This is a genomic window from Cellulosilyticum ruminicola JCM 14822, assembly GCF_001311925.1.
GTDB lineage: Bacteria > Bacillota > Clostridia > Lachnospirales > Cellulosilyticaceae > Cellulosilyticum > Cellulosilyticum ruminicola.
This window is the reverse complement of record NZ_BBCG01000012.1, coordinates 1-15,468: the sequence shown is the minus strand read 5'-3', so window position 1 is coordinate 15,468 and position 15,468 is coordinate 1. Positions and strand designations below refer to the sequence as shown.

Sequence of the window (15,468 nt, the reverse complement as noted above, 5' to 3'; positions counted from 1 at the left end):
ATGGCAGCGTTTATTAAGCCTTTTGATTTAGAAAAACCATCTTTAATGCATGTGAAAATAGTAAAACTTGCAGCACAAGAATATATATTGCTATGGGATAAGCATCATATCATATCAGATGGGGTTTCAGAAGGCATATTAATGAATGAACTAGTCAAATTATATAATGATAAAGTGCTTGAACCAGTAAGGTTACAATATAAGGATTTTGCAGTATGGCAAAATCAATTACCAGCTGCAAATAAACTTATACAAAAAGAGTATTGGCTTAATAAATTTGCAGGAGAATTAAATAGTTATAATTTACCAACGGATTATATGAGACCATCTATTATAGATTTTAATGGTGATTGTATAAGCTTTACAATTCCAAAAAGAGATTTTATTAAAATAGAAGAGTTCATAAAACATAATGATGTCACATTATATATGCTTTTAATGGCTGTATATGATATTGTGCTTTCTAAGTATACAAGGCAAAATGACATTATTGTAGGTACACCAGTAGCTGGTAGATTACAAGAAGCTATTCAAGATACAGTTGGTTTATTTGTAAATACTATTGCACTAAGACAAAGGGTAAATTGTGATAAACAGTTTGTAGAATTTTTGCAAGAGGTAAAAACAAATATTTTACAAGATATTAGTTATCAAGAATATCCATTTGAAGAATTAATAGAAGGACTTCATATTACGAGAGATTTAAGTAGAAATCCATTATTTGACGTGATGTTTGTTATGCAAAACACAGATAAAGGTACAGCAGAAATAGAAGGGCTAGAAATTAGTAGCTTAGAGGCTAAAAATAAGGTATCTAAGTTTGATATGACTTTATTAGCAGAGGTCGTAGAAAATGAATTAGTATTAAATATAGAATATCGTATAAGCTTATTTAAAGCTCAAACAATTAAACAGTTTATGAAGCATTACCTCAATATATTAATGCAAGTTATTACGAATCCTATGATGCATATGAGCAAGTTAAAATTAATGGATACGACGCAAGAAAATGAAGTGGCATGTGTATTTAATCAAACAAAGATAGCATATGAATCAGAAAAAACAATATGTGAATTATTCGAGCAGCAAGTAGTAAACGGACCAAAACGTATTGCACTTAAGTATCATGAAATGTCAATGACCTATGAAATGCTTAATGAGAAGGCAAATGGACTTGCAGCAATATTAAGGGATAAAGCAGTAGGAGAAAATACAATTGTGGGGATGTTAATGAATAGATCTCCAGAAATGATTATTGGTATATTAGGTATACTAAAAGCAGGTGCAGCTTATTTACCAATAGACCCAAGTTACCCACAAGCTAGAAAGGATTATATATTAAAAGACAGTAAGGTGAAAATCCTTATAACAAATCAAGACGATTTAGGTATAGAGTATTTTAGTGGCGAAGTGATTCATGTTTCTCAGGAAATACAAGGTCAAAAAGAAAATATATGTTTGACAAGGAATATAGATAACCTGGCTTATGTGATTTATACATCTGGTTCAACAGGACAACCTAAAGGGGTTATGTTATCTCACAGAGGTGTTGTAAACTTAAAAACATACTTTGAAATGACATTAGGCATCAATGATAAAGATTGTATTTTACAATTTGCAAGTAGTTCATTTGATGCATCTGTTTGGGAAATCTTTATGGCATTAGAAGTAGGGGCTACATTATGCCTTATTGATACAATGACAATAAGTGATAGTAGTCTGTTTGAAACATATTTAACAATGCAGCAAGTAACAGTAGCAACATTGCCACCCGCTTACTTAACCTACTTAAATCCAGAACATTTAAAATCTCTTAGAATGGTTATTACGGCTGGATCAGCAACTAATTTAGAGTTAGTAAAACGTTGGATGCCATATGTGAAGTATATCAATGCATATGGTCCTACAGAAACTACAATTTGTGCAACAAGCTGGCAGGCCAAGCTAAGAGAAGACAACAGAGTGCCTATTGGAAAACCTATTGCCAATACAGAAATATATATTATGGATGAATGGCATAATTTATTGCCAGTAGGTATTGTGGGTGAAATCGTAATAGGCGGCGTAGGTGTCGCTAAGGGATATTTAAATAGGCCACAATTGACTAAAGAGAAGTTCGTAAAACATCCAATTCAAGCAGAGCAAATGGTTTATAGGACAGGAGATTTGGGAAGATGGCTTCCTGATGGCCAAATAGAATTTTAGGTAGAATAGATGATCAAGTGAAGATAAGAGGATATCGTATTGAGTTAGGCGAGATAGAAGGCCAAATTAATCATTTAGAGTGGGTGAAGGAAGCAGCCGTATGTAATATACAAAATAATATGGGCGAAGCAGAATTGGTAGCTTATATTGTAAGTAATAAATCACATAATACAGCTGAAATAAAAGAAGCACTAAGAAGTAGCTTACCAGAGTACATGTTGCCTACCTATTATATCTTCTTAGAAGCTTTACCATTAACGGTTAATGGTAAGGTAGATAGAAAGGCATTACCAAAACCAAATGTCAATACGGTTAATAGAAAGCCATATACAGCGCCAGCAAATCAATTAGAAGAACAGTTACTAGAAATATGGCAACAAGTATTAGGATTTAGTGAAATTGGTACTTCAGATGAGTTCTTTGAAATTGGCGGACATTCATTAAAAGCTACATTATTATTAAGTAAGATACAAGAAACATTTAATGTTAATTTAAGATTAATTGATTTCTTCAAGGTGACAACAATAAAAGGACAAGCTGAATTGATTATGAAGTGTCAAAAAGAAGATGAAACGCTAGAAATTACACCAGCTATCAATGCACAAGGTCTATATCCAGTATCATTTGTACAACGTCGTATGTTCATGTTACAACAAATGAATTTAGAAAATACAAGTTATAATATGCCATCAGCTTATTTAATTAAGCAAGAATTAGATGTTGAACGTTTTAAAAAGGCTATTAAAGATTTAATGCTACATCATGAAATTTTAAGAACAACATTTGCTATGAATGATGGTAATTTAATGCAACAAGTACATACGGAGGAAACATATGACTTGCCAATAGAAATTGAGGATGTTTCAGTATTATATAATAAGCAGCAACTGAATTATAAAGCATATATGAAAGACTTTATAAAACCATTTGATTTAATAAATGGACCAATTATGAGAATTAAGCTAGTTAAAATACAGCAAGATAAATGGTTTTTAATTTGGGATAAGCATCATATTATATCTGATGGTATATCAGAAGGAATTTTTATTAAGCAGCTCATGTCACTTTATGAAGGTATAGCCTTACAAGCACATGAAATTCAATATAGAGACTTTGCAGTATGGCATAATAAATTATTTGAAAGTGGTTATATGCTAGAACAAAAAGCTTATTGGTTAGAACAATTTAAAGGCGAGTTGCCAGTATTAAATTTACCAACAGATTATCCAAGACAAACAATGAAGTCATTTGCAGGGGCAAGTATAGACTTTAGTATTGATGAAATACTCACCAAACATCTTAGTGAATTAACTTATCATACAAAAACAACATTATATATGCTTCTTATGGCGGCGTATAATGTATTACTTTATAAATACACGAGTCAAAATGATATTATTGTAGGTATTCCTTCTGCAGGTAGAAGTAGAACAAGTTTACAAGATGTTATGGGTATGTTTGTAAGTACACTGCCTATTAGAAACTATATAGATGGCAAACTGCCATTTGGAGAATTTTTAGCAAGTGTTAAGGAAAATTCTTTAAATGCAATAGAACATCAAGATTATCCATTTGAAATGTTAGTAGAAGATTTAAATGTCCAAAGAGATTTAAGTCGTAATGCATTATTTGATGTGATGTTTGTTATGCAAAATACAGATGGCGCTAATATAGAAAGTCAAATAGATATTGAACCTGTTAATGTAGAGAATGATGTTGCTAAATTTGACTTAACTTTAATAGCAGAAGAAATTGAAGGAAAAATTAGTTTTAAATTAGAGTATAGCACAAAGCTCTTTAAAGAAGAATCAATGTATAAATTGGTACAACATTATATCAAGTTATTAGAGCAAATTAGCTGTAATTTAGAGTGTCCAATAGATCAATTAGAGCTTATGACAGATAGAGAAAAACAGGAAATTCTAACGAAGTTAAATAATACAAGTATGCCTTATGACACACATCAAACAATCACGCAATTATTTGAAAATCAAGTAGATGAATCTAGTAGCCAAGTTGCAGTGAGTTTATATGATAAACAGCTAACCTATAAAGAACTGAATGAAAAGGCTAATAGTGTCGCACAATATTTAAGAGAAATAGGCGTTGTAAAAGATACTGTTGTGGGTGTCATGATGCAACGTTCTTGTGAAATGATGATAGGTGTTTTAGCAATCTTAAAGGCTGGTGGCGTTTACTTACCAATTGATCCAACATATCCTAGCGAAAGAATTAATTATATGTTAGCAGATAGTCAGACACAAATATTATTAATTGATAAAGTATATGCACATGAATTAGATTTCAAGGGTGTGAAGATTAATTTAGACCATGTAGATACGAAGAGGGTAGAAAATTTACCATGTATCAATACACCTGAAGATTTAGCTTATATTATTTACACATCAGGCTCTACAGGTAAACCTAAAGGGGTTAAAGTAAGACATAAAGGAATAGCGAATCTACAAGCTGTATTTAAAAATACATTACATATAAGAAGGGAAGACTGTATTTTACAATTTGCAAGTAATTCTTTTGATGCGTCTATTTGGGAGATTTTCATGGCATTACATCTAGGTGCTACTTTATGTATTGTACCTAAAGAAGTTATAGGAAATAGTCGTCAATTTGAAACATACTTAACACAGCATCATGTAACTGTTGCAACATTACCCCCAACATATTTAGCACAGCTTCAGGTAGAAAATTTACCTACATTACGTATGCTGATTACAGCAGGTTCTGCAACAAATATGGAATTAGTTTCAAAATGGCAACAAAATGTAACTTATATTAATGCCTATGGACCAACTGAATCAACTATATGTGCAACAATGTGGAGGGCGAAAGAGCGATTAGATAAGAAACTACCAATAGGACAACCTATTGCGAATACAAAGGTTTATATTGTAGATAAGAATAATCAATTATTGCCAATAGGCGTACATGGAGAAATTTGTATAAGTGGTGTAGGATTAGCACAGGGCTATGTCAATAAGGAAGAATTAACTGCAAGTCAATTTATACAAGCACCTTGGTGTAAGGAAGAATTACTGTATAAGACAGGAGATTTAGGTCAGTGGTTACCAGATGGTAATATTGAATTTTTAGGACGTATCGATCATCAGGTTAAAATCAGAGGTTATCGTATTGAATTACAAGAAATAGAGAATCAACTTCTTAAATATGAAGGTATTCAATGCGGCATTGTTGTGGAGAAAATATTAGCACATGATGAACATGTTATTTGTGCATATTATGAAGCACAAGAATCCATAGAAATTAATGAATTAAGAACGTATTTAGGAAGATTTTTACCAGAATATATGATTCCAACATACTTTGTTCAAGTAGAAGATTTACCAATGACTACAAATGGTAAAATTGACGTTAAAGTATTGCCTGACCCAAGAAATGCTATTAGCGTAAATAGTATTTGTATTATGCCAAGTAATGAAATAGAAGAAGAGTTAATGAGAATATGGAAAGAAATTCTAGGCATTAAAGAACCAATTAGTGTAGAAGCGCATTTCTTTGAAATAGGCGGCTATTCCTTAAAAGCAACACAATTATTACTTAGAATAAAGGAAGTCTTTAAGGTAGAAATTGCTTTTGCAGATTTATTTAGATATACTACTATTAGAGAGATGGGACAGTTAATAGATAAGCAAAAGTATAGGGTAAGTCAACATGCTAAGCAACTTATACTTTTAAGACAGGGAGAAGATCACTCTCAAGCACTGTTTGTAATACATGATGGTAGTGGAACAATAGAGGGATACTTATCACTTTGTAAAGCGTTACAAGGTAATTATCCAATATGGGGAATTTGTGCACGTGACTTAAAAGGTGTTGGACCTGAAGAGATGACAGTTAAAGATTTAGCACAGCACTATATAAGTTTAATAAAAACAGTACAACCACAAGGAACTTATCATATTGTTGGTTGGAGCGCTGGTGGTAATATTGCTTTTGAGATTGTAAGACAGCTAGAGGAAGATGCAGTATTAATAGGTTATTGTGCAATGTTTGATGCCCCAGCACCAAGTCAGTATAAGAAAGAAATGAATGCACTAAAAGATGAAAAATTGTTTATTAAGTCATTGATAGATGATTCAGAGTTTAATAAATCACTAAGTGGTGTAACTGAAATTGAAGAGGCATGGCAAGTAGCGTTAAAATATTTAAATAAAAAATATTTAATAAAAGAAGCTCTAGTAGCGTTAAAGCAAAGATTACCAGAAAACTTGATGATGTTACTTAAAGAGGATTCAGATATGTCTATAGAAACATTTATTAGACAGCTTAATGGCATAAGAACTATTGCTTATGCAGTATTAAGTTATAAACCTTTAAATACTGTAAAAACAGAATTTACTTATTTTAAAGCTAAGGAAAACGGCGCAAACTTCCATAAACATTGGCAAAAATATTTAGAACAAGATATAATTTGTCATGAGATAGATGGAAGTCATATGACGATCTTAAATGAAGAAAATGCCAAAGAGATTGGCAGATATATGAATCAGTATATTAAATAGTGCTTAAATAATACATGAATAGGGTGAGAATACATGGGTGCAGTGATTGAAGTAGAACATTTATGGAAGACCTTTCAGTTAGGAAATCAAGAGGTAGAAATTATAAAGGACATTAGTTTTCAGATTAACCAAGGAGAATTTGTTTCTATCATGGGACCATCAGGTTCAGGTAAGAGTACATTGCTGTATCTTTTAGGAAGCTTAGATAAACCTACAAAGGGAAGCATCAAAGTGAATGGCATGGAAATTTCAATGATGCATGATAAACAGCAAAGCATTATGAGAAGAAAGGATATTGGATTTGTATTTCAATTTTATAATTTGATTCCTAATTTAAATGTAAAAGAAAATATTATGTTACCAGTATTACTAGATGGCAAAAAGCTCAGTGCATATAAGAAAAATTTAGATGAGATACTAGAAATTGTAGGACTTACTGAACGTAAAAATCATTTGCCAAGGGAGTTATCAGGTGGACAACAGCAAAGAGTTGCCATCGCACGTGCATTAATTAATGAACCTAATATTATTTTAGCAGATGAACCTATTGGTAACTTAGATTCAAAATCAGGAAATGAGATTATGAAACTTTTTCAAAGAATAAATAAAGAAAAAGGAAAGACAATTATTCAAGTAACACATTCACTGGAATCTGCTAATTATGGGCAACGTATTTTATATGTAAAAGATGGAAGCATTCAAAATAAAGAAGTTAATAAAGAAAGCTTAAATGTGATATAGTTAGTTATACTACAGCCTTCTATGATAAAGTAAATTCATAGGAGGCTGTTTTTAACTTTATTATAATAAGGTTGGGAGATGTCTTATAATATGTTATATTAGTATATAATATAGAATGTTAGGAGAAAGCACATGGAAATAGAAAGACGTTTTTTAGTATCAGGTTTTCCAGAAGAAGGGTGCATTAGAAGGGCCAAGGTGGCACAAGGTTATCTTTGCACTGACAATATTGAAGCACGTATTCGTAAAACAGTGAATAGAGATTGTACAACTTATAAATTATGTTTTAAATCAGATGGGACTTTATCACGTAAAGAAGTAGAGTTTGAAATAAGTGAGGTACATTATGAAGAACTTTTAGATCTCTTACAAGAAAAGATGATTGAAAAGGATTATCGTGTATATCAATTAGGTGACAGAAGGCTTAAGGTTTGTGAAGTGGATCCTGGTACTAAGGGACACTATTATTATGCGGAGATTGAATTTAATAGTGAAGAAGAGGCTTTAGTTTATGACTGTATACAGATACCAAATCTTTTAGAGGAAGTAACTTATGATAAGTCCTATAATATGAAAAATTATTGGCATATCACACGTATTTTAAAACAGCCATTTAAATCATGATAAAAAGCTACTTAAGGACATGGACTAAAATGTGCTTAGGTAGTTTTTTGCGGCCATTTTTAAACAGTATACCTATGAATAGATTCAGTTAAGTAGTGAGAAAATAAATGAATGTTAGCATAAGTGTTAAAGCATTATAAGTTCATAAATATAGGGGTAAGAGCTATGCATAAGAAAGTAAAAACGAAGTTTCAAAGTATATGGCGTACAGCTATTATGAGGTATCAAGCTTGGAAAGCGCGAAATTTTATTAAATCTAGTCAGATTATGTACTGGCTGGCACTGATTTTAGTAGCATTAATAGTATCAGATAAAGTGAGCAGCAAGTATGGTTTAGGAAGATTAGGTGATTTAATCGTAGTTTTTGGTTGCATTATAATAGGTGTAGCTGTGCAGCTTGTTGGTGGATGGATTATTACCTTGTCATTGAGAAATGGCGTAGAAGAATTGATTTCAGTTATTATGATTTTAGGTGCGGTAATAACTGGTGTAACTTATTTTACCTTTAGAATGAGCCAAATAAGTGCAGTGGTGATAGGCATTATTGCAGGGTTAATCCTTATTTTGTTTTTAAAGAGTTTATGGTCCCTTTTAGTGGGCAGGTTATATACTAAATTTAATATAGGTGTGATTGTAGTTTGTGGAGGTCTTATTATACTGAGTGGATGGTTTTTAATGACACAAGGTTTTGAGGATACGTATATTAAGACTTATCTCAATTTAACTAAGGTGCTACAGGTATTACCTCAAGGTGAGGTTGAGCGTTTTGAAGCATCTATTGCAGCTGGGAATTATACGGTATTATCAAGTACCTATGATATTAAAGATTCAGATATGCTTTCTAAGACTATTAATTTAAAGGCCTATGCCAGTCAAAGTGGGACTATGGGATATATTAAAAAGAAATATCAAGGTTATGATTTAAATTGTGTGCCTTTAAGAGGACAAATATGGTATCCAAAGGAAGTCAATCACTGTCCAACATTATTTATTGTGCATGGTAATCATGACTATCGAGAAGAATCTTATTTGGGATATGCTTATTTAGGTGAGTATTTAGCTTCTTCTGGTTATGTGGTGGTATCAGTAGATGAAAATGCCTGTAACTTCTTAAATAATGAAAATGATGCAAGGGCTATATTGCTTTTAGAAAATATAGCATCTGTACTAGAGTATAATCAGGACTCCAAGTATCCTATTTATCAAAAAATCGATGAAACAAAATTAGCATTAGCTGGACATTCAAGAGGCGGCGAGGCCATTAGTGTGCTTATTTATTTAATCATGAAAAGGTTAATCCTAATAATGGCAGCATGCATTTTGATTATAACTTTAATATACAAGGGCTTATTGCGATTGCACCAACTATTGATCAATATAAGCCCACTAATAAATCTGTTGTTTTAGAAGATGTAAATTACCTTATTATACATGGTTCTAATGACCAAGACTTATATAATTTTAGCGGTATTAAGCAGTATAAGAATATTCATTTTACAGGTGAAGGCCAGTATCTTAAAACAGCCTTATATTGTGCAGGATGTAACCATGGCCAATTTAATTCAAGATGGGGACTTTATGATCAATCAGGTTTTTATACCCATGTACTTAACGTCAAAAACTTCGTTAGTGAAAGAAATCAACAACGTATTGCAGAAATTTTTATTAAAACATTTTTAGATTGTAGTCTCAAAAAAGATACAACCCATATAGGGCTTTTAGAAGATTATGCGCGTTATAGGGCGTATTTGCCGGAGACATTATATGTCCAAAGTTATCAGACATCAAACTTTACAACCTTATGTAACTTTGAAGAAGATACAAGTCTCGTCACAGGGACTTTAGAGGGTGTCACACTTGAAGTAGAGGGTGGTAATGTATGGACTGAAGGCTTGTATCCTACGGAAGCAGCACAAAGTAATAGTGCAGTTTATTTACATTGGAATATTACAAAGCCTACACTTAAAATTATGACACCAGCGTTTAATATAAAGGATGGCGCTTTACAATTTGATATTATGAATTTACAAGAAAAATTTGAAGAAGATAAGGCACAGCTTCTAGAAGGAAGGATTAAGGTAATTGATGGGGCTAATCAGGAAGCAGAGGTTTCATTAGGTGAAAATGCCACTATTTATCCAGCTTTTTTAGTAAGGCTTAATAAACTGCAATACATTTTAAATGAAAAGGAATATAAACATCAATTTCAAACCGTAAGTATACCAAGTGAACAGTTTAAAGCTAATAATAAGGCCATTGATTTAACGCAGATTGTAGAGATACAAATAAGTTTCGTAAATCAATCGGGAGTTGTAGCGCTTGATGAAATTGGTTATGAATAAATTGGCATTTTATTTTAAAATGTATTACAATAGATAAGACATTTTAAATGAAAGAGGAAATAAAATGAAAATAGGAATTATAGGTGCAGGACGTATTGCAGAAACTATGGCGAAAACACTTTGTGCAATGGAGGACGCAGTGTGCTATGCAGTAGCTGCAAGAGACATTCAGCGTGCTGAGGGTTTTGCGAACAAATTTAATATGGCAAAAGCTTATGGATCTTATGAGGAGCTTGTGGCAGATAAAGAAGTGGAACTCGTATATATCGCCACACCACATTCGCTACATTATGAACATGCAAAGTTATGCATTACACATGGTAAACATGTTTTATGTGAAAAGGCATTTACAAGAAATGTGAAAGAAGCAGAGGAAATTATAGCCCTTGCGAAAAGTAAAAATGTCCTTATTACAGAAGCAATTTGGACACGTTATATGCCTTCACGTCAAATGATAGACGATTTAATCGCCAGTGGCATTATTGGAAAGCCAGCGGCATTAACAGCTAATTTAGGTTATGTGATTTGGAATAAAGAAAGAATTGCAGAGCCAAGTTTAGCAGGCGGGTCTTTATTAGATATAGGACTTTATCCAATTAACTTTGCTTTAATGCATTTTGGTAAAGACATTAAAGAGATTACTTCTACAGCAGTTTTATCAGATAAGAGGGTTGATCTGCAAAATAGTATCACAATCACTTATATAGATGGTAAAATAGCTGTTTTAAATAGTACAGTTCTCGCGCAAACAGATCGCCAAGGGATTATTTCAGGAGATAAAGGTTATATGGTTATTGAGAATATTAATAACTGTGAAAGCATTAAGATTTATGATTTAGGGCGTCAACTTATTAAAGAGATTAAAGTGCCAATGCAAATTACAGGGTATGAGTATGAAGTAAAGGCATGCATTGAGGCAATTCAAAATAGCCAGTTAGAATGTGAAGCAATGCCACATGCTGAAACACTTTATGTGATGCAGTTAATGGACGATTTAAGAAGCAAATGGGGCGTTGTATATCCAAACGAGTAAGACAAATTTGCAAAATGGCTTGTCTTTTCTCAAAAACTTGTCATAGGACATGACCTCTTGTTGATATATTGTATAAAAGCACTTCAATAAGGGGGCGTATAAATATGGATTCAAGACAAATCGTAAGATGGTTAGAACCAGAGGAGTGTAAGAAATTAAGTGCTACGAGACGTGTGAGTATTATGATTGACAAACAACTAAGTACTCATGAAGTCACGTTATATGAACAAGCTGATGGCGAATCATTTCTACTTTTTAAAGTAATAGAAGGTAAAAAGATTATTAACTATTTACCAGAAGATTATAGAGAGCTTGAAAAACAAATACGTATTAGTGGACTGGACATCTTTCAAGAAAATGAAGCATGTATTATTCCAGTACTTGAAAGTTATCGTTATTAATCCAACATAAAATGTAAAAAAAGAATTACCATGATGTACTTAAAGGTAGATGTATGGTAATTCTTTTTTAATTAGAACATTACGGATATATTACAGATTATTGATATATATGTGTAAAATTTTAAAAATGAATGTAGATATGTTATAATAAATGGCGAATAAAAAATATAAAAAAGTAAGGAGAGCATATGAAAAAGCGTAAATGGATGATAATCTTGCTTATGACAGGGATGATCCTTAATCAAACAAGTCTTTATGCTGAAACCCCAGAAGTAACGCCAATAACAATAGCAGCAGCGATGAACATATCAGATGCAACAAATCAAGAAAATGTACAAACACCAGCTCAGGAAACAGAATCAGATACTTCGGCAGCAGGAACAGAAAATGCAGCTGTGTCAGAAAATGAAGTGACATCAGAACAAAAGGGGAATCAAGTTGTCTTGATACTTAATACAACAAAGGCTACTGTAAATGGTGAAGAGACAAGTTTATTAAGTCCACCAACTGTGGTACAAAATACAACACTTTTACCACTTCGCTTTGTAGTGAATCAAGTAGTTGACGCTCAAGTAGAGTGGAATAGCGAGACACAAACTGTTACAATTACTAAAAATGGAACAGTGGTACAAGTAACAATAGGAAGTCATACAGCCTATGTCGATGGCATGCCAGTAGAATTAGAAGTGACACCTATGATTAAAGATGGGGTAACATTATTACCAGTACGTTTTATTAGTGAAGCCTTTGAGATTAAGGTTGAATTTGAAAGTTCTACAAAGGTTATTACATTAACAGAAAAGGTACAAGCCAGTGTACCTGTAGTGGATGAAAGACCAAATGAAAAACCTATTGCAAGCTTTGTTATTCCTCAAGATATGTAGCTGGACAAGAAGTCATTGTAACAAGTACAAGCACAGATCCAGATGGGGATGCTATCGTTGATCAACTTTGGAGTGTAGTTGGCGATAAAATGGTTACAAATAAAGAAATCGGCAAAATCTTTAAAAAGCCACGTGCAGGGACATATGTTATTGGACTTCAAGTTCAAGATGTAAGAGGTTTATGGAGTGATTGGACATATGAGACAGTTACAATTGCAGAGAATAAAGCACCAGTTATTACAGGACTTACAGCTAAAAAGTCAAGCTATGCCCAAGGCGAAAAAATGGAATTTGTTTATACATATGACAATGAAACATGGGAAACTGTTAAGGAAGGAAAATGGACTTATCGTAGCAGTAGTGATGAGCCAAAACGTGCTACATTAGGCAAACCAGAAGTCCTTTTTGCTGAAGGGGATTATATTATCACCCTATATTTAGATGATGCTTATGGTAATCGTAGTGAAGGTATAGAAACACGTGTGCATATTACAAGTGAAGAAAAGATGAGTGAGCTTGCTTATCGCTTTACACAAGGTAAAACAGGTGGTTGGATTGATAACTTTAAAGGCATCAATTATCTTAACTACAAAGATGTTGTTGTTACAGAGAAAACAGATGTACCTGGTACATTAATTATGAGTGATTCACCAGAAGTTGTTAAAGGTGAAGGAATCTTATATAAAGATAAATTAAAAGGTAAAGGGCGTTTACTTGTGCATCATATTAGTGCTATTCCAGATACAACAAAAACACAGCGTTTAGCATTAATTTTACGTAATGAAACACAAGAGCCAATTACAGTCACACTTTCTAATAAAGCAATTAAAGGACCAGTAGCCGATACATTACGTGCAGGCCAAGTTGCATTAGAAGCTTATTATAAAGGCTCAGCACCTGAAACAATTAAGTTAGCACCAGGTGAAAGTCAGTATATATATGATAAAAACTGGCTGAATAATCAATGTATTACAGCTCATATAGATATCGAATCTAGTGGCGAAGTCACATTTATTACTGCAGCTTTAAATGGTGATCAAACTTTAAAAGATATAGATTTATTAACTTATTATCCAGCAGATGGGGCACATTATAGTGGAACATACGATAAAATTGCATTTAACTACAGTATTGTATTAGATGGAAAAGAATCTGAAAAACTTAATATCGGTATTCCAAACTCTGGTGAATGGGTAGTTGGTTATGATCAACGTACAATGGGTTATGTTGAGAATGCAGGAAACTTTGGAGTATCTTATTATTTAAAAGTAACAGCAACAGAAGATACAGGTGTTATTTTAAATAATAGAGGAGGTACTTTTAAAGGCGCTATTAAATGGAATAATGAAGTTTATAATATGCCTTTAGAAGGTACATTTTCAGGAACAACAACTAAAGCTGTTACAGTAGGAACAATTAGAAAAGGTGAAACAGTAACAATTGAATATATGTTACCAAATGGTTCAGCAGCACCAACACTTATTGGATTTATTCCAAAAAGCTGTTGGTAGAAGGATAAAGTATATAAAAATGATAAGTAGTAAGTTAAATAAATCTATGCAAGCTATAGAAGAATGTTAAAATTAGCCGTATAAAAGAACGTTTTTTTGTTCATAATCAAAAGGGTGATATTATGAATGAAAATAGAATGATATATCATACAAAAGTAGTTGGCCGTGTTATTTTGACATGTATAAGCTGGCTTGTACTCATTTATATACTAAGTTATATGATTGATTTTGCCATATGGATTAAAGTACTATTAGTACTAGGGCTTTTGATTGCTATGATTTTAAGTATTTACAATGGATATGAAAATCATTATACAGAATTCAAGCAGCCCCTAAAAGACTTAAATAAATTAGATGAAGGTAGCTTTACGTATTTATTAGAAAGGCTTTATCGTACATTAGGTTATTATACCAAAATTCAAGGAAATGTCAGTCAGCCTAATACTATTAAGCTGATTAAAGAACAACAAGTTATTTTAATGCAGTGTTATAATAAGAAGTCCATTGATTTTGAGGCAGTACAGCAATTGGTAGGCTGGATTAGCCGTGATAAGACGATTACCAAAGGCATACTTGTTTCACCTATGAGCATGACAGATGAAAAGGTTCTTCAGCTTGCCAGATTAAACCATATTACGATTGTAGATGGCGTCCACCTTGAAGCACAAATGTTAGCCGCAAGCAAAATGTTGGAAGGCTGCTTAGATGGGGCTATAAGTGCATTTTGGTGTCATCCTTTCAAATGGGTTAGAGAACATTTTTTGGAGGCAGAACCAAGGTTTATGTATCAGGCAGCATGGCTTGAATGGACAAAGTTAACACTTAAGAATTTAAGTTATCAAACGGATGAAGTAAAAGAACCTGAAGTATATGGGGCTCAGATTATTGCACAAAAAGAAGGGGTAAAGATAGTTATTAAATGTATTGGTAAAAAAAATCAAGTTATGCCGAAACATTTAGATGCCCTTAAGGCAAGTATTCCTTTCTTTGAAGTGGACCATGCAATGATTGTAACCAATAGTCATGTTACACATAAAATAAGAAAACTTGCAAAATGTTATGGCATTACAGTATTAAATTTTGATCAAACCCTCAAATGGGTTAAAAAACAAAATATGAATGAAAAAGCAGTAGATGAGACTAAATAAAAAGTGTTGCGAACTTTAAGTTCACAACACTTTTTATT

General features: G+C 32.6%; 11 protein-coding genes. All 11 read left to right on the top strand.

Going from position 1 to position 15,468, the window contains the following annotated elements:
- A complete protein-coding gene (locus JCM14822_RS22485) occupies nucleotides 1–2,205 on the top strand; it encodes a non-ribosomal peptide synthetase (protein ID WP_054740667.1) in 2,205 nt (734 codons plus the stop codon).
- A 17-nt stretch (nucleotides 2,206–2,222) separates the two neighbouring features.
- On the top strand, nucleotides 2,223–6,746 hold the full coding sequence (locus JCM14822_RS06275; protein ID WP_054740665.1) for a non-ribosomal peptide synthetase: 4,524 nt from the start codon (nucleotides 2,223–2,225) through the stop codon (nucleotides 6,744–6,746).
- Between the two features lie 33 nt (nucleotides 6,747–6,779).
- Complete coding sequence (locus JCM14822_RS06270; RefSeq protein WP_054740663.1) at nucleotides 6,780–7,487, top strand: ABC transporter ATP-binding protein; 708 nt, start codon at nucleotides 6,780–6,782, stop codon at nucleotides 7,485–7,487.
- Between the two features lie 132 nt (nucleotides 7,488–7,619).
- Entirely contained in the window at nucleotides 7,620–8,111 is a 492-nt protein-coding gene (locus JCM14822_RS06265; RefSeq protein WP_054740661.1) for a CYTH domain-containing protein, read from the top strand.
- Nucleotides 8,112–8,276: 165 nt separating this feature from the next.
- Complete coding sequence (locus JCM14822_RS06260; protein ID WP_054740660.1) at nucleotides 8,277–9,518, top strand: poly(ethylene terephthalate) hydrolase family protein; 1,242 nt, start codon at nucleotides 8,277–8,279, stop codon at nucleotides 9,516–9,518.
- On the top strand, nucleotides 9,425–10,453 hold the full coding sequence (locus JCM14822_RS06255) for a hypothetical protein (protein WP_054740657.1): 1,029 nt from the start codon (nucleotides 9,425–9,427) through the stop codon (nucleotides 10,451–10,453). Before JCM14822_RS06260 ends, JCM14822_RS06255 begins: the two co-directional genes overlap by 94 nt.
- Nucleotides 10,454–10,517: 64 nt before the next feature.
- Complete coding sequence (locus JCM14822_RS06250; RefSeq protein WP_054740656.1) at nucleotides 10,518–11,486, top strand: Gfo/Idh/MocA family protein; 969 nt, start codon at nucleotides 10,518–10,520, stop codon at nucleotides 11,484–11,486.
- A gap of 104 nt (nucleotides 11,487–11,590) precedes the next feature.
- Nucleotides 11,591–11,887 carry a hypothetical protein gene (locus JCM14822_RS06245; RefSeq protein ID WP_054740654.1) on the top strand — a complete coding sequence of 99 codons (297 nt, stop codon included), beginning with the start codon at nucleotides 11,591–11,593 and terminating at the stop codon, nucleotides 11,885–11,887.
- 188 nt (nucleotides 11,888–12,075) lie between these two features.
- Nucleotides 12,076–12,771 (top strand): stalk domain-containing protein, encoded by a 696-nt coding sequence (locus tag JCM14822_RS06240; protein WP_054740652.1) that lies wholly within the window; start codon nucleotides 12,076–12,078, stop codon nucleotides 12,769–12,771.
- Nucleotides 12,772–12,860: 89 nt separating this feature from the next.
- Nucleotides 12,861–14,282: a hypothetical protein gene (locus JCM14822_RS06235; protein ID WP_054740650.1), complete on the top strand. Its 1,422-nt coding sequence runs from the start codon at nucleotides 12,861–12,863 to the stop codon at nucleotides 14,280–14,282.
- A 122-nt stretch (nucleotides 14,283–14,404) separates the two neighbouring features.
- Complete coding sequence (locus JCM14822_RS06230) at nucleotides 14,405–15,430, top strand: restriction endonuclease (protein WP_054740647.1); 1,026 nt, start codon at nucleotides 14,405–14,407, stop codon at nucleotides 15,428–15,430.
- The last annotated feature ends 38 nt before the right edge of the window (nucleotides 15,431–15,468 follow it).

Coding starts and splice junctions, on each gene's coding strand:
- JCM14822_RS22485 (WP_054740667.1), top strand. CDS start 1: ATGGCAGCGTTTATTAAGCCTTTTGATTTAGAAAAACCATCTTTAATG.
- JCM14822_RS06270 (WP_054740663.1), top strand. CDS start 6,780: ATGGGTGCAGTGATTGAAGTAGAACATTTATGGAAGACCTTTCAGTTA.
- JCM14822_RS06265 (WP_054740661.1), top strand. CDS start 7,620: ATGGAAATAGAAAGACGTTTTTTAGTATCAGGTTTTCCAGAAGAAGGG.
- JCM14822_RS06260 (WP_054740660.1), top strand. CDS start 8,277: ATGCATAAGAAAGTAAAAACGAAGTTTCAAAGTATATGGCGTACAGCT.
- JCM14822_RS06255 (WP_054740657.1), top strand. CDS start 9,425: ATGCATTTTGATTATAACTTTAATATACAAGGGCTTATTGCGATTGCA.
- JCM14822_RS06250 (WP_054740656.1), top strand. CDS start 10,518: ATGAAAATAGGAATTATAGGTGCAGGACGTATTGCAGAAACTATGGCG.
- JCM14822_RS06245 (WP_054740654.1), top strand. CDS start 11,591: ATGGATTCAAGACAAATCGTAAGATGGTTAGAACCAGAGGAGTGTAAG.
- JCM14822_RS06240 (WP_054740652.1), top strand. CDS start 12,076: ATGAAAAAGCGTAAATGGATGATAATCTTGCTTATGACAGGGATGATC.
- JCM14822_RS06235 (WP_054740650.1), top strand. CDS start 12,861: ATGGTTACAAATAAAGAAATCGGCAAAATCTTTAAAAAGCCACGTGCA.
- JCM14822_RS06230 (WP_054740647.1), top strand. CDS start 14,405: ATGAATGAAAATAGAATGATATATCATACAAAAGTAGTTGGCCGTGTT.